Below are 17,452 nucleotides of genomic sequence, written 5' to 3'. Positions count from 1 at the left end.
CTTGAATCAAATTTTCTTTAACCGTGAAAACGGTTAAATATCGAAATTATAAGTTAAAACAATTAAATGTGCAAAGTTCTTCTTAACTTTGCACGCCATAAGAAACAAAGCGCATATATGCCCGCATCTTACAGATTAAATAAAGTTCTAAAAGAATTAAATATCTCTATTGACAGAGCTGTTAGTTATTTAGAAGAAAAAGGAATTGAAGTCGAAAAGCGACCAACTACAAAAATCGACGCTAAGACCTACGAGGTTTTGGTGAAGAAATTTGATGCCGATCGTCTTCAAAGAGAAGCTTCTGAAGAGGTCGTAATTAACAAGTTCGAACAAGAACAGAGAGAGAAACGACTTGCTGAAAAGAAAGCAAAAGAAGAAGAGGAAGCTCGAAAATTAGCTGCTGAGAAAAAAGCAGAAGAAGAGAAAGCTAAGAAATTAGCCGAAGAAGAAGCACGCCAAAAAGAGCAAGCCAAAAAAGAAGCTGAAGAGAAAGCAAAGGCAGAAAAAGCGTTAGAAGAAGAAAGAGCTTTAGCAGAACAAAAAGCTAAGGAAGCCAAAGCGGCAGAAGAAGCTGCAGCTAAAGAGGCGCCTGCTCAGGAAAAAGAAGAGGAAACAATTTCTAAAAGAAAGAAACTCTCTGGTCTTACTCAAGTTGGTAAAATCGAACTTCCGACTGAAAAGCCAAAATCTAAATCTTCTAAAAAGGCAAAACCTAAAAAGGAAGAGCCTAAAAAAGAAACACCAAAAGCTGAAGAGAAAAAAGTGGAAGCTAAAAAGGCTGAAACTAAAAAAGCTGAACCAGAAACTAAAAAAGCTGATGCACCTGCTGCAGAAGAGAAAAAAGAAGAAGGAAGCGAAGTTGTAGAAACTAAATACAAAAAGCTAGATGGTGTTAGACAAGTTGGTAAAATCGATTTGTCACAGTTTAAAGACAAGAAAAAAGAAAAAGAAAAGTCTGCTGCCGGTGGACCGAATAAACGTAAGAGAAAGCGTATTCGTAAGAATGTTAAGCTAGACGACGTTAAAAAAGGTGGTAACCGTCGTGGTGGCCCAAGAGGACCGGTTAGAAAAGATGTTTCTGAATTAACTGAAGAGGAAGTACAGAAGCAAATTAAGGAGACTTTAGAGAAACTAACCAACAAAGGTGGTAAATCTAGAGCTTCTAGACACAGAAGAGATAAGAGAAGAACACGCCAAGAGCAAGAAGCTCAAGAGCAGTTACAACAAGAAACAGACAAGACATTAAAGGTAACAGAATTCGTTACCGTTGCAGAGCTTGCCTCGTTTATGGATGTTAACGTAATGGATGTTATCTCAGCATGTATGTCATTAGGTATTATGGTTACCATGAACCAACGACTAGATGCAAACACGATTGAATTGGTTGCTGATGAATTTGGATTCGATGCAGAATTCATTGATGCTGATATTGAAGAGGCAATTGATGATATAGAAAAAGATACCGAAGCAGATTTATCTCCTAGAGCGCCAATCGTAACAGTAATGGGTCACGTTGACCACGGTAAGACATCCTTACTAGATTACATTAGAAAGGCCAACGTAATTGCTGGAGAGTCTGGTGGAATTACACAGCATATCGGTGCCTATAGTGTTGAGGTGGAAAAAGGGAAGAAAATTGCTTTCTTAGATACACCAGGTCACGAGGCGTTTACCGCGATGCGTGCAAGGGGTGCGAAAGTAACTGACATTGCTATTATCGTTATTGCGGCTGATGATCAAATCATGCCACAAACCGAAGAGGCAATTAGCCACGCACAAGCAGCTGGGGTTCCAATGATATTTGCGATTAACAAAATCGATAAGCCAGCAGCCAACCCAGAAAAAGTAAAAGATCAATTAGCTCAGAAAAACTTATTAGTTGAGGATTGGGGTGGAAAGATTCAGTCTCAAGACATCTCTGCTAAATCAGGTTTAAATGTTGATGAGTTATTAGAGAAAGTATTATTAGAAGCGGAAATTCTTGAACTTAAAGCCAACGCAAATCGCGAGGCATCTGGTACAGTTATCGAAGCTTCATTAGATAAAGGTAGAGGATATGTTTCTACCATCATGGTACAAAACGGAACTTTAAGAGTGGGTGATTATATCCTAGCGGGTAGTAACCACGGTAAGGTTCGTGCTATGTTAGACGAAAGAGGTAGACAAGTTAAGGCTGCAGGTCCTTCTACGCCAGTTACCATTCTAGGTTTAGATGGTGCACCAACGGCAGGGGATACCTTCAGAGTCTTCGAAGACGAAAGAGAAGCTAAGTCCTTAGCAACAAGAAGAAGTCAGCTACAACGTGAGCAAACGATCAGAACTCAGAAGCATATTACGCTAGACGAGATCGGACGAAGAATCGCATTAGGAGACTTCCAAGAGTTGAATATTATCTTGAAAGGTGACGTGGATGGTTCGGTAGAGGCATTGACAGATTCACTTCAGAAGTTATCAACCGAAGAGATTCATGTAAATATCTTACACAGAGGTGTTGGTCAGATTACTGAATCAGACGTTCTATTAGCTTCGGCTTCAGATGCAGTAATTATTGGATTTAATGTTAGACCAAACGGTACGGCAAGAGATTTATCTGATAAAGAAGAAGTGGAAATCAGAACTTATTCTATCATCTACGACGCAATTAACGATGTGAAGGAAGCGATGGAAGGTATGTTATCTCCAGAATTGAAAGAGGAGGTTACAGGTAACATCGAAATCCGTGAAACATTCAAGATTTCTAAAATCGGTACGATTGCAGGTTGTATGGTATTAGATGGTAAGGTTTATAGAAATTCTAAGATTCGTCTAATTAGAGATGGAGTTGTAATCCACGATGGTGAATTAGCTAGCTTGAAACGTTATAAAGATGATGTGAAAGAAGTGAGCAAAGGTTACGAATGTGGACTTAACATCAAAAACTTTAATGACATTCAGGTGGGCGATATTATAGAAGCCTACTCAATTAAAGAGATTAAGAAAAAGTTGAAATAAACTTTTTTAAAATAGATATTTAAAGCCGTGAAATTTTTTTCACGGCTTTTTTTATGACATTTGTTATGTTTTCCGAATATGTTTGATGATAGTAAAATGAAAGAACTCATATTTTTACTTAAATTATCAAATTAGCAATAAAATAAATGTTTTATTAATTTAACATGTTAAAAGTTTCATAAATATAATTTTTATGCTACATTAGCAATTGAAATTTTATAAAAACTATAATGTATGAGGACAAACATTAAGTTACTATTTACTGCAATCCTTTTAGCTGGATCCGTTTTCGTAATGGCTCAGCAAAAGATGATTACAGGACAAGTAACAGATTCGGATGGCTTTCCTGTCGCAGATGCTTATGTATATGTGGAAGGAACAGACAACGGAGTATATACCGACTCAGATGGTAATTACTCCTTAAGTGTAAATCAAGGCGATCAAGTCGCTATTGAATTTATTGGTTTTGAAACCAAAACTGTCGCTGTAGGGAACAACGATCAGTATAATGTATCAATTTCTAGAGGTGGAGCGATTGAGCTTGGTGCTACAGTTGCAACAGCTTTAGGTATTCAGAGAGATAAGAAAGCATTAGGTTATGCAGCTCAAGAAGTAGATGGAGACATGTTGAATGCTTCTAAGAGTAATAATGCACTAGCTTCTCTTTCTGGTAATGTTGCCGGTGTGCAAATTTCTACACCAAGTGGTAACATGGGTGGTTCTGCAAGAATGTTATTAAGAGGTACAGCTTCTATTACAGCAGAGAATAAACCACTAATTGTTGTTGATGGTGTGCCAATCAGCAACTCCAACTTTAACTCTACAAATGCACAAAGAGGTGCAGGTGGTCGTGATTATGGTGATATGGGATTCGATATCGATCCAAATAACGTAGAAAATGTAACTGTCTTAAAAGGTGGTGCTGCTTCTGCATTATATGGTTCTAGAGGTGCGAATGGTGTTGTATTGATTACTACTAAAAAAGGAACTAAACAAGATGCGATTGAATTTAACACAGGTGTTTCATTCGAGAGTGTAAGTTTGTTCCCTAAATTACAGAAACAATATGGTGCAGGGTCTATGGACTCTTTCCAAACACAAGAAATCAATGGGCAAACATATAATTTAGTTGAATATCAATTAGATGAAAGCTGGGGGCCAAAGTATAACCCTAATATTTCAGTTTTACATTGGGATGCTTTTGATCCAGATGATGCTGCAAATTACTTGAGACCAAGACCATGGGTAGCTCCTGAGAATGACGCGGAGACTTTCTTCGATACAGGTGTTTCTTATAACAATAGTGTGGCATTTAGCAAGTCTTTTGACGGAACAAGTGCTAGAATCGCTTACTCTAATTTATATGTAGATGGATTCTTTCCAAATTCAAAATTGAATAAGAGCTCTTTTAATACAGATATCTCTACTAAATTTTCTGATAAGTTATCAGCAAAAGGTAATATTACCTATGTAAACACAAATGCGTTCAACAGACCAGAAGTAGGTTATGGAGATAACAGTGTGATGCAAAAAATGTTACAATGGGGTCAAAGACAGTTAGATTATAGTAGACTTAAAAATTATAAGCATGCTGATGGTAGCCAAAAAACTTGGAACAGAACAGCATGGAATAATGCAAGTCCATTATATTCAGACAACCCTTATTGGACAGCTTATGAAAATACAGCTGAAGATGAGAGAAATAGATACCTAGGTAGCTTCCAATTACAATATGATATTACTGATAACTTATATGCTGTAGGTAATGTGTATGGTGATGGATATACTATGACAGGTTCTGAAAGAGTAGCCGTAGGTTCTCAAGCAGTTTCTGGATTTAGTTCTATTAATAGAGTTGCTAGAGAGTTTAACTACGAAGCTAGATTACACTATGACAAGGATTACGGAGATTTTAGTGTGAATTCATTCTTTGGTGGTAACATTAGAGATGAGCAATACAAAAGTTTATCATCTGCAACGAGTGGTGGATTAGTAGTACCAGGAATTTATAACTTAAGTAATAGTAAAGATAATCCTACAACTCAAAACTTCTTAAGCGAGAAGAGAGTGAACAGTTTATATGGTATGTTATCATTAGGCTATAAAGATTATGTATTCGTTGAAGCAACAGCTAGAAATGACTGGTCTTCAACTTTACCAGCGGATAACAACTCATACTTCTACCCATCAGTTAGTACAAGTGTTGTGTTATCAGAATTTATCAACCAACCTTGGATGAGATTTTGGAAAGTTAGAGCTGCATGGGCAAGAACCGGTAATGATACGTCACCTTATAACTTAAGAGATACATTTATTGGAGGTGGTAACTTCGTAGGATCACCAACATTCTCTTTAAATACAACTAAGAAAAACGAAAACTTAGTTCCAGAAGAAACTGATTCTTGGGAAATTGGTATGGAAATGTCTTTATTCAAAGGAAGAGTATTCTTTGACGTGACATATTATGATCAATATTCTAGAGACTTATTAATGCCAGTTCAGGTAACGCCTACTACAGGTAGTAACGCTACTTTCGTAAACAGTGCAGAGATGAGTAACAAAGGTATCGAAGCTTTAGTAAAAGTAACTCCTATTAAATCAGAAGACTTTAGTTGGGATTTAACTTGGAACTTTGCTAAGAACAAAAACATGGTAGAGAAATTAAATGAGGACGTACCAGCTTTAAATATTGTTAATGGAATCTTTGGTGCACAATTATGGGCAGTAGAAGGATTAGAGTATGGACAAATTAGAGGTACTGACTTTATTTATGATGACGCTGGAAATCCAGTAGTATCAGCTAATGGTATGTATGCAAGTACTGGTATCAAAGATTTAGGCTCAGTTTTACCAGATTACAACATGGGATTAAGAAACACATTTAACTATAAAGATTTCTCTTTAAGTTTCTTAATTGATATGCAAAAAGGAGGTAGATACTACTCAGTTTCAAACATGTGGGGTATGTATAGTGGTATGTTAGAAGCAACAGCTGCTAACGGAATCCGTGAAAATGGAATCGTATTGCCAGGTGTTACAGGTACAGTTACTCCAAATGGTGACGGAACTTATTCAGTAACGAATACGGCTGCAAATACAACTAACATTTCTGCGGCTGATTACGGATACAACTATTATGTTGGACCAAAATCTCAAAACATTTTTGATGCAGATTATTTCAAATTAAGAGATGTAACTTTAACTTATTCTTTACCTCAAAATTTAATCGGACCATTCAAAGGAGTTGATGTAACTGCTTTTGGTAGAAACCTATTAGTTTGGGGATTGGATAACAAAGATTTCGATCCAGAGCAAACTACTACAGGTAGTGGTAACATCCAAGGTTTAGAGGGTGGTAGTTTACCTCCAACTAGAACTTATGGTATGAATTTAAAATTACAATTCTAAAAAATTGAACAAAATGAAATACAATAAAATAATAGGATTTGCATTAGTTGGTCTCATGACCTTCACATCTTGCGATTCGGATTTAGCAGGAGTTAATGAGAATCCGAATGATCCAGAGATGGTACCAACTTATACCATCTTTAATAGAGCCACCAAAAGGGTAATGGATAACACCCGTGATGGATGGATGGCAGCGAGATTAACTTCGCCATGGGTACAATATGGCGCTCAGATAAACTATATAGAGGAAGATAGATATCTATATCGTGAAACTACAACACAGGGTGGTTGGAATCAACTTTACTTTGCAGCTAATAACTTTAAGAAAATTATAGAAATTGCATCTGAGCAAAATTTGTCGACTTCGCCAAATGAAATTGCTGCTGCAAGAGTAATGTTAGCTTATACATTTATGACTTTAGCAGATCATTGGGGAGATGTTCCTTATTGGTCTTATGGTTCAAACGATCCAGAGTTCCAAGCCTTGAATATTCAAGAGACTACAACACCGGTATATGCGCCACAGTCTAAAATCTATGCTGACTTGTTGAAAGAGTTGAGCGAAGCGAACGACCAATTTACATTAGATCAGCCTGTATTTGGAGCTGGTGATGGAATTTATGACGGAGATGCATCTAAATGGAAAAAGTTTGCTAATTCACTTCGTTTGAGAATTGCTAACAGAGTTAAGGGTGTGTTGCCTGCAGCTCAGGCACATATTACAGATGCAATCAATGATGGTGTATTTGAATCAAATGCTGATAATGCGGCTCAAACATATGGAACTTCAAGTTCAGAGGGTAATCCATTTTGGGCAACTTTCTTTGTTGATGCACGTACAGACTTTGCGGTGAACGATAGATTCATTAGATTATTAAAAGGTGATAATGGCCAATTTGGTTACGATCCAAGACTACAGCAAATGGCTGCTCCAGCGGGAACATCTGTTGCTAACGTTAGTTCAAACGGATATACCCCAAGTGATGATTTAGATGACTATCAAGGTATGCCTTATGGATTACCAGAAAATAGATTGTCTGCTAACAATCCTATTGCAGGTTTATCTTTTGCTAGTAACCAAGTGATTTCAATCGATACACCAGAGATCTTAATGGAGTATTCAGAAGTTCTATTCATTTTATCAGAGGTAAACGGATGGGATCAAGGATACTATGAGCAAGGAGTTAGAGCTTCTATGGAAAAATGGGGTGTTGAGGCTTCTAAGGTTGATGCCTTCGTTGCAGGTTTGCCAGCGGCAAATAAAGAAAACGTAATTTCTCAAAAATACGTTGCCTTATATATGCAGCCTCAAGAAGCTTGGGCAGAATATAGAAGAACAGGTTACCCAGATGGTGACATTCTATTATTACCAGGTGGTACAGGATTGGAAATTGATGGAACTACTACATATGTATTTAATCCATTACCAGAAATCAATCATATGCCTTATAGAGTTAGATATCCAGAAGGAGAGTTTAGTTTGAATGAAGCAAACGTGAATGAAGCATCAAGTAGACTTTCAAATGGTGATACGATGGAAAGCAAATTATGGTGGATGCCGTAATCTAAGCTAGATATTATATAAAGCCGCCTCCTCAGAGGCGGTTTTTTTATGCCTTAAAGTCGTTGTATACAATCTCTTTACAATAAAACTTGTATTTCTTAAATAAATGTTAGTAATTTGTAATTAAATGTTATTAAAAAATAATATATGAGGACAAAAAATTTAGTTTTTAGTGTGATGACACTGTTGCTCTTTACATCCTTCGCGTATGCGCAGGTGTCTGGGGTAGTGGTGGACGACTTTGGTCCAGTTACGGGAGCGATCGTAACTGTGGATGAAACGGGAGTTTCAACAGAGACCAATGATTTAGGAGTATTTAATATTAATGCTTCTGTAGGAGACAACCTATCAATTATGAACCCTAACACCTTAGCGGAAAAATCTTTTCCAGTTACAGGTATGAACTTAGGGGAATTAGTTTTAGGTGATGCAGCCATCGGTTTATCTGATGTGATTACTTTAGGATACTCATCAACAACTGACGATGCCTATACAGGTACTGCAGATGTGATAGATTCTAAACAAATTGAAAAGAAAAGTGTATCAGACATTTCTAAAGCATTAGCAGGGGAGTCTGCGGGTGTTGTTGTTGTAACTGGATCTGGACAGCCAGGTAGTTCTTCATCAGTTAGAATTCGTGGTATTGGTTCGGTAAATGGTAGTACAGCTCCATTATATGTAGTAGATGGTATTCCACACGATGGTTACTTGAACTCAATTAACCCTGCCGATATTGAAAACACTGTTATTTTGAAAGACGCGACTGCAACTGCTATTTATGGTGCACGTGGTGCGAACGGTGTTATTGTGATTAATACAAAGAAAGGTAAGAAAGGTAAATCAGAAATTACTTTCGATAGTAAAGTTGGTTTCAATATGAGCTTATTACCTAGATATAATACAATTAAGAATCCAGAGCGCTATATGGAGCTTGGATGGGAAGGTTTGAAAAACTATGGAGCATTAAATGGTGAGGCAGATCCTGCTGCATTTGCTAATGCTAACTTATTTGGTGGTGACTTTGGTATTGACCCAATGTATAATATGTGGGATGCTGCTGGTGCTAACTTAATCGATCCTGCAACAGGAAGATTTAACAGTGGTGTTAACAGAAAGTATACGCCAGAAAATTGGGAAGATTATGCATTTAGCCCAGGAATCAGAACAGAGAATACAATTAGATTTAGTGGTGGTTCAGATAAAACTACTTTCTACTCTTCATTCTCTTACTTAGATGAAAAAGGATACTCAGTTAAATCTGACTTCGATCGTTTATCAACAAGATTGAATGTTTCTCACGAAGTTGCTCCTTGGATGGATGCAAATGTGAATTTATCATATTCATTCTCTGATACGAATATGAACGGACAGTCTGAGGATTCAGGAAGTGTATTCTGGTTCGTTGATAACATTCCTTCTATTTACCCATTATTTACAAGAGATGCTGATGGAAATAAAATTCCTGAGCCAATCTTTGGTGGATATGAGTATGATTACGGATTTGGTGCAGGTGCAGGACGTGGATTCGGTGCTAACACTAACGCGATTGCAGATGCTCACTATAACTTAAACAACGCTAAAAGACACGACATTAATACAAGTGCATCTTTTATCTTTAAATTATATGACGGTTTAACTTTAGAAACAAGATTTGGTTCTCAATTCTTGAATGATAACTACAATGACTTAAGCAACCCATACTATGGTTCGGCTGCAACTTCAGGAGGTAGTATCTATAAAGTAAACAACGAACAACTTTCTTACAATATGTTAGAAATGTTGAGATATGCTAAAACATTTGGTTCTAACCATAACTTAGAGATTTTAGCAGGTCACGAGAACAATGCTTTAGAAGATAAGTATATCTTAGGATATAGATCTGGTTTAGTAATTCCTGATTTACCAGAGTGGAACAATGCTAACCAATTCGGTTCTATGGCATCTTATACAAATGACTATACAATTGAAAGTTACTTTGGTCAGTTAAGCTATGACTTTGCTAGAAAATATTTTGTTACTGCAACAATGAGAGCTGATGGTTCTTCAAGATTTAGAAATGAAAAATGGGGTGAATTCGGTTCTGTTGGTTTAGCTTGGATGTTGTCTAAAGAAGACTTCATGTTAAATCAAAATGTATTCAACAGATTGAAGTTAAAAACTTCTTATGGTACAACAGGTGAGCAAAGAGGTTTAGGATTATATCCTTGGGCTGACTTATACTCAAGTGCAATGGACGGTGAGTATGGATTCGCGCAATCTACATTTGGTAACCCTGACTTAACTTGGGAGAGTGCAAAAATGTTCCAAGTAGGTGCTGAAATGAGAATCTTTGATCGAGTTAATATCGATTTAGATTACTATAGAAAGAATTCTACAGATTTATTATTTGAATCAAGACTACACTTATCTTCTGGTGGTGCAATCTTCAACATGAATGATGGTGAATTATTTAACGCTGGTTTCGAATTTAACGTAAACGCTGATGTTGTAAGAAAAGAGAACTTCTTCTTAAATGTTGGATTTAATGGTGAGTTGTTACACAACGAGTTGTTAGAAATGCCAATTGAGCTTGGAACAGGAGAAAGAAAACTTATTGATATTGCTGGTTCTTACGGTAGAGCTGCTGGACGTTCTTTATATGACTACTACTTACGTGAGTGGGCTGGAGTTGATACTCAAACTGGTGCTGCTATGTGGAATATGTACTATGATGACGTAAACGGAAACGGTCAGTTTGATGAAGGTGATGTTAGAATTTCTTCTATGTATGACTATATGTCTAATAATTCTTCTGCTAATGTTGCAATGACAACTACTACAGTTTATACTGATGCAACTCAGAAATTTATTGACAAAACTGCTATTCCAGATGTACGTGGTGCATTTAACTTGGCTACTGGATTCAAGAATTTCGAACTAAGTGCGCAATTCTTATATAGCTTTGGTGGTTATTCTTATGATAGTGCTTATGCAGGATTAATGAGAAACACTGAACTTGGAGGAAACAACTGGCACCAAGACATCGAGCAAAGATGGCAACAACCAGGTGACGTTACTAACGTACCAAGATTATCAAACAACATTACAGGAGATACTAACTTTACTTCTGCGTCAACTAGATTCTTAACAAAATCTGACTATGTTGCTTTAAATAACGTGAGAATTGGGTATAATTTCCCAACTGATATGATCTCAGGAATGGGATTGGCTGAATTAGGAATGTATGTACAAGGTGATAACCTTTGGTTATTCTCTGAGAGAGATGGATTCAATCCTTCTGCAAGTTTTACAGGTGGATCTGATACATATCAATACTCTCCATTGTCTAACATTACGTTTGGTCTAAGAGTTAAACTTTAAAAATTAGAAAAATGAAATATTTAATAAAAATTTCTTTATTTATTTTCGCAGCGGGACTTGTGTCTTGTAGTGAAGATTATTTAGAAACAAGACCATCGAACCAATTATCTTCGGAGGATATTAATAATGCGGGACAAAGTAATCCTGAGGTTTTAGATGGATACTTGGTAGGATTGTATAATACAATGTATACTGTTGGGTCTGGGGGGACAAACCTTAGACATGATGACTTCGGTCAAAAAAGCTGGGATATCTATTATGATATGTTAGGAAGTGATATGGTATTGGCAGGTAATACTTATGGATGGTATAGCTACATTGCTAACTATACTGCAACAGTAGATTATACTTCAAACTCTAGTTACATGCCTTGGAGATACTATTATAGAATCATTAGAGGAGCTAACACACTAATTGGTGGATATGATTTAAATGCTCTTCCAGAGGACGGAGAATCAAGAGCTAAACTAGGTCAAGGATTAGCAATTAGAGGGTATTCTTACTTAAACTTAATGCACCTTTATGTTAATGACAATGGTGATTTAAGTAGTCCAGCTGTTCCATTAATGTTAGAAGCAAATTTAGATGCGCTTCCATTAAGTACAACAGGTGAGGTTTATAACCAAATTATTGCTGATTTAGAATTAGCGGTTGACTTATTAGAGAATGGTCCAAGATCAAACAAAAGAGACATCAACAAAGATGTTGCTAGAGGTATTTTAGGTTATGCTTATGCTGCTGTGGGTCGTAATGCTGAAGCTGCTGCTGTAACTAAAGCAGTTATGGATGAAGGTAACTTCCCATTATTATCAGCTGAAGATTTAGCTTATGATGCTGCAACTGCTTCTGGCGGTGGATTTAATGATGTTAATTCACCAGCTTGGATGTGGGGTCAAGACGTTACTTTAGAAATGGGATTAGACCTAGTTTCTTGGTGGGGTCAAGTAGACCAGTACACTTACTCTTATGCTTGGGCAGGAGATCCTAAGACAATCGATAATGATTTATATGCTCAAATTTCATCAGACGATGTTAGAAAGAAACAATTCGTTGGTTTAGGTCAAAAGAAACCAACTGGTAAATTCTATGCTCCTGATCGTGTATCAGGTGGTCAAAGAAGTGTTGTTACTGACTACATCTATATGAGAATTGAGGAGATGTACTTATTGTATGCTGAAACAGCTGCAAAATCAGGTGCTGAAGGAGGTGAAGCTGGTGCGCGTCAAGCATTAAAAGACTTGATGGAAATCAGAGTTGAAGATGCTTCTTATATTGATGCATTATCAGGACAAGCTTTATTAGATGAGATTAGACTTCAAACTAGAATTGAGTTATGGGGTGAAGGAAAAACTTATTGGTCTATGAAGCGTAACCAAGAAACAAGAACACGTGGTGCTAACCACTTATTCTTCGCTGGTGAGTCATTCCAATATAATGATCCTCGCTTAACATTGGATATTCCTCAGTCTGAGATTCAAAACAATCCACACTTAGATTAATTTTTAAGAGGATTTTAATATCAATAGCTGCCAAGTTAACTTGGCAGCTATTTTTTTGTCTTATATTTGCCTCCTATGAGGTGGATTTTAGTTTGTTTATTAAATCTTGCGGTTTTCGCTTCGGCACAAGTTGTTCTTCGTCCGGATGGGAGATCTCTTTCCGATGAGGAAAAACGCTACAATGACTCTATTCTAGCTGGTAACCAAGAAAATCGTCCTGCTGATTCTCTTAAGATATATAATCCAAGCATTGGGGATTATAACTACTGGACAACAAAGAAATCCAAAAGAGTATTGGATACGATCCTCAACATCGACAACTTTTATAAACAGAATGTTTATCAACAAGATTTATTCGATAAACAACAGTTTCCTAACTTAGGACAAGCACTTAACCCTTTATCGCCTGTTGATATAAGCGATAACTTACAATTACTGCCTCTGGGTAAATCATTTATGTATATGAAGGAAGAAGACATCAAGTATTATGATGTAAAGACGCCTATCACAGAATTCATACTCGAAAATGGTTTAAAAGAAGGTCAATTCTTATCTACAACCTTTGCACATAATGTACACTCTAGATGGAATTATGCGATTCAATACCGTTATTTAAAGTCTCAGGGAAGATATCTCAACTCATTAGCCAATAACTCTAATTTTGTCTTTTCTACCAATTATAAGACGAAAAACAATCGTTATCATCTACAAGCTAATTTTGTTACACACGATTTAAACAATCAAGAAAACGCAGGCTTAACAGATGAAAGTATAATCGATTTTATTACTGATAATCCAAACTTTAGTAATCGCGAGCGTATGTATATCAATATGCAATCTGCTCAATCTTTGTTCGATGAAAGGAGAATTCATTTAGACCATCAATTTGGTTTATTATCGTTCAATAAATCTAATGATAGTATTGCTAGTGATAATTTCCCTATTTATTTAAAACATGAATTGAATTATAAACATCAAGCTTTTCAATATTTAGAGCGAGGTCGGGAGAGTTATTATGATAGTGACGTTTTAGAAGGAGCTAGAAGTAATCGGAAAAAATTCGATGAATTAGAAAATAAAGTCTCCCTAGGATATCAATGGTCGGATAGAATTACAGTAGAAGGAGGTTTATTGCATCAAATGAAGGAGCTTTATTTCGATGAGAATTTAGCTTTAGAAAACTATACGATTCCAGCTTCTATTAAGGAAAACAGAATAGGACTACAAGCCAAGTTAAATTTTGATTGGTCTGAAAGTATAGATTTAAATGCTGATGCTTTTTATACAACAGGGGATCATTTTGGCGATCAATATCAATTAAACGCTAATATTCGCTTATCGCCTTTTACGGGATATTTGTTAGAAGGTGGACTTAAATTAAATTCAAGTATGCCATCCTTGAACTATTTTGCTCATCAAAGCTTTTATGAGGATTTTAATAGCTACAATCCGAATTTTGAGAACCAAAATACGCAAGAACTCTACGCTGAGCTAAGTTCACAAAAAATAGGCCTATCTGTATTCGGAAAAATTTTAAATCAAAATAACCCTGTTTATATTGATTCAAATTTTCAGGTTGAACAATTAGAAGGTGCAAGCAACTATTTTAGTATCGGTGCACGCGAACATTATAGATTCGGAAAGTTTGGAATTGACGCGCAAGCACAATATCAAAAAGTATTAGACAACGACCATGTTTTGCCACTACCCAGCATTTTGGCAAGAGGAACAGTTTACTACAATACTTGGGAGTTTAAAAATCATGCACACATTCAGACCGGTTTGACTTTAAGATATTATAGCAAGTTTAACTCACGCGAATTTTTCCCCATCATGAATGAATTTGTTCTGCAGGGAGAGAATGCCAGAGAAATCGGTAACTATCCTCAACTAGATTTATTCTTCAATATGAGAGTAGATAGAATGCGCTTTTATATACGAGGAGAAAATCTTAATTCATTTTTCCAACGAGGCGAATACTTTTCAACACCATTACAGCCTGCCCGTGACTTCAAAATCCAAGTAGGGATACATTGGTTCTTATTCTCGTAGTTGTGCTTAATAAGCATGCGTTTTTATCGTTAAAAATTCATGAATTTTCATCTGCAATTTAGCGGAATGTAGTGATTGGTTAATCTGTTGATAATCAACAATTATGCGTATGCTGTTGCAAGTTAATCAAGTGTTCATGAAAAAAGCTCAAGAGCTTTTACAAAAAACCTCAAGAGCTTTTCTAAAAAAGTTCAAAAGCTTTTTCTAAAAAGCACAAGAGCTTTTTTCTCCATCATGCGCATAATCATTTCTGTTTATCTAGATCTTTTTTCTTCTTTATCCGCATAATTAATTTTTACAGCCCAATGTTTATTCATCATTTTCCAATCTAAACCCTTCATTTTTCACTTTTCATTCCTAATTTTCCACGATTCACTTTACATTTCTCCAAAATTCGTATCTTCGATAAAAGCATTTCCTATGAATCAACTCCAAAGACTTATCGCCATATTAGCACTGGTTGTCATATCTGTTTATGGCGGTATGAAGTTTCATCAATATCAAACCCAAATTAATTGCGAGGAACAAGGCGGTATGATTGATGAAAATGGAGTTTGTGTAGTAAAAGAAACCATTAAAGAAAGACCCAACAAGGAATATTTAAAAAACTATAAAACGGTAGATGGTAAGTACGATTTACAAGTTTTAACGGCCATTGGAGATCCTGTAAACGAGATAGTGGTTAAAAATCAAACTACCCAAAGAGTTTTTGACCTTAAAAAAGTAGAGTCTAAAAAGTCTGGAGTTACTTTCCAAAATGAAGATGGATATTTCATGCGCTTTACCGACAAAAAATTCTTTTGGGGACATGAAAATGTGGTTTTAGCAAGCGGTAAAAGATAATTATTGCTCTAATGCAGTTGCATCAAATTCAATTAATTCTCGTTCTTCAAATCTTAATCTAATTTCAATCGGATTACAACAGATTTCACAATCCTCCACATAACTTTGTTGTGCAATCGATGGGTCTAATAGCATAGATATTTCTTCCCAACAATACGGACAACCAAAGAAATGCTCTATCATGATTGATTTAGTTTTAATAATGGATCGATAAATTCTCTGGTATTACACAATCTCGGAACCTTGTTTTGTCCACCTAACTTACCACGTTCCTTCATCCAATCATAGAACAAGTCTGGACGTGCAGCGTGTATTACAGGCGCGTTCAAGGTCATGTTATTATACCTTTTGGCTTCGTAGTCAGAATTTATCTCTTGTAGTTTTTTATCAAAAGTCTCTACAAACAAATCCATATTATTAGGAGCCTTTTCAAACTCAATAATCCATTCATGAGCTCCTTTTTCGGTTCCTTGCATAAAAATAGGCCCACCGGTAAAGTCTTTAATCGTAGCTCCCGTTTTATTAGAAGCTTCTTTTAATGCTACTTCCGCATTTTCTATAATAATTTCCTCACCAAAGGCATTGATAAAATGTTTGGTTCTACCCGAAACTACCACTCGATATGGCGCAACCGAAACAAATCTAACTGTGTCGCCCACCATATATCGCCATAGCCCACCATTTGTAGTCAATACAACGGCGTAATTCTTTCCTAACTCTACATCCTCTATCGGAACAGCTTTGCGTTGATCGAGCGCGTTCCCTTCCATGGGGATGAATTCAAAGAAAATTCCAGCGTTTAATAAGAGCAATAAATTCTTATTTTCTTTTTGATCTTGAAGTGCAAAAAATCCTTCGGACGCATTATAAATCTCATAATACTGCATCGGTTTGCCCGCAATGGCATCATAATTCTCTTTATAGGGAGTAAAGCTGATACCTCCATGAAAGAATACTTCTAAATCTGGCCAAATCTCGTGTAAATTAGACTTGCCTGTTTTATCTAAAGTATAATTTAATAACACCAACATCCACGACGGAACACCAGTTAAGCAGCCTACATTAGCTTTAACTACTGAGCTAGCAATGGCATCTAACTTAACTTCCCAATCGCTCATCAAAGATATTTCTCGATTCGGCGTATTCATGAAATCTGTCCAAAACGGAAGATTGTCAATCATAATCGCTGATAAATCTCCAAATTTGGTTTCGTATTCTTGGTAAATGTCGGCACTTCCACCAATTCTTAAATTTTTACGTTTAAATATCTTAGTATCAGGATGTTTTTCTAAATAGTTTGCAAACATCATCTTACCACCTGCGAAATGGTTGGTTTCTAGAGATTCTTTGGTGATAGGGATAAATTTACTCTTAGCATTGGTAGTACCCGAAGACTTGGCAAACCAAGAAATTTTACCTGGCCAAAAAATGTTTTCCTCCCCCTTTCTGGCGCGTTCTATTTCTGGCTGATACTCCTCATAGGAAACAATAGGAACTCTGTCTCTAAACTCTTCGTAGGTTTTAATGTCAGCAAAGCCATATTTAATACCGTATTGAGTTTGACTCGCTGCCTTAAGATTATCAAATAAAACCTTCTGCTGCAATTCTAGAGGCTTATTACGGATAAGCTCCAGTTTTTGCGCATACGGATTTGTTACGAACGAGGCAATTTTATTAACTAAACTCAAAGGCTTAAATTTGTATTTAATAACAAAAATAAAACAATTATAGTCAT

Annotated in this window: 9 protein-coding genes; 7 read left to right on the top strand and 2 right to left on the bottom strand. The window is 36.3% G+C overall.

Features of this window, described 5'->3' with window-relative positions; translation table 11 throughout:
- The first annotated feature begins 117 nt into the window (after positions 1 to 117).
- From infB to NLM59_RS04965, 7 genes are all read left to right on the top strand, one after another.
- Positions 118 to 2,991: a translation initiation factor IF-2 gene (gene infB, locus NLM59_RS04995; protein ID WP_304416650.1), complete on the top strand. Its 2,874-nt coding sequence runs from the start codon at positions 118 to 120 to the stop codon at positions 2,989 to 2,991.
- A gap of 234 nt (positions 2,992 to 3,225) precedes the next feature.
- Positions 3,226 to 6,399, top strand: a complete 3,174-nt coding sequence (locus NLM59_RS04990) for a SusC/RagA family TonB-linked outer membrane protein (protein WP_304416649.1) — start codon at positions 3,226 to 3,228, stop codon at positions 6,397 to 6,399.
- A 13-nt stretch (positions 6,400 to 6,412) separates the two neighbouring features.
- A complete protein-coding gene (locus tag NLM59_RS04985; RefSeq protein ID WP_304416648.1) occupies positions 6,413 to 7,963 on the top strand; it encodes a SusD/RagB family nutrient-binding outer membrane lipoprotein in 1,551 nt (516 codons plus the stop codon).
- A 147-nt stretch (positions 7,964 to 8,110) separates the two neighbouring features.
- Positions 8,111 to 11,323, top strand: a complete 3,213-nt coding sequence (locus NLM59_RS04980) for a SusC/RagA family TonB-linked outer membrane protein (protein WP_304416647.1) — start codon at positions 8,111 to 8,113, stop codon at positions 11,321 to 11,323.
- A gap of 11 nt (positions 11,324 to 11,334) precedes the next feature.
- Positions 11,335 to 12,822, top strand: coding sequence for a RagB/SusD family nutrient uptake outer membrane protein (locus NLM59_RS04975; RefSeq protein WP_304416646.1), 1,488 nt, complete (start codon positions 11,335 to 11,337; stop codon positions 12,820 to 12,822).
- 75 nt (positions 12,823 to 12,897) lie between these two features.
- Positions 12,898 to 14,874: a putative porin gene (locus NLM59_RS04970; RefSeq protein ID WP_304416645.1), complete on the top strand. Its 1,977-nt coding sequence runs from the start codon at positions 12,898 to 12,900 to the stop codon at positions 14,872 to 14,874.
- Positions 14,875 to 15,294: 420 nt separating this feature from the next.
- Positions 15,295 to 15,717: a hypothetical protein gene (locus NLM59_RS04965; protein WP_304416644.1), complete on the top strand. Its 423-nt coding sequence runs from the start codon at positions 15,295 to 15,297 to the stop codon at positions 15,715 to 15,717.
- On the opposite strand, the gene NLM59_RS04960 is transcribed toward NLM59_RS04965, so the two are convergent.
- Together NLM59_RS04960 and NLM59_RS04955 are read right to left on the bottom strand one after the other, a co-directional pair.
- Positions 15,718 to 15,900 (bottom strand): CPXCG motif-containing cysteine-rich protein, encoded by a 183-nt coding sequence (locus NLM59_RS04960; protein ID WP_304416643.1) that lies wholly within the window; start codon positions 15,898 to 15,900, stop codon positions 15,718 to 15,720.
- Complete coding sequence (locus NLM59_RS04955) at positions 15,897 to 17,405, bottom strand: GH3 auxin-responsive promoter family protein (protein WP_407986222.1); 1,509 nt, start codon at positions 17,403 to 17,405, stop codon at positions 15,897 to 15,899. Before NLM59_RS04955 ends, NLM59_RS04960 begins: the two co-directional genes overlap by 4 nt.
- Positions 17,406 to 17,452 lie beyond the last annotated feature (47 nt).

The organism is Profundicola chukchiensis (genome assembly GCF_029664245.1).
Classification (GTDB): domain Bacteria; phylum Bacteroidota; class Bacteroidia; order Flavobacteriales; family Weeksellaceae; genus Profundicola; species Profundicola chukchiensis.
Note: the sequence above shows the minus strand (reverse complement) of the source record. Positions and strands in the feature narration are given on the sequence as shown.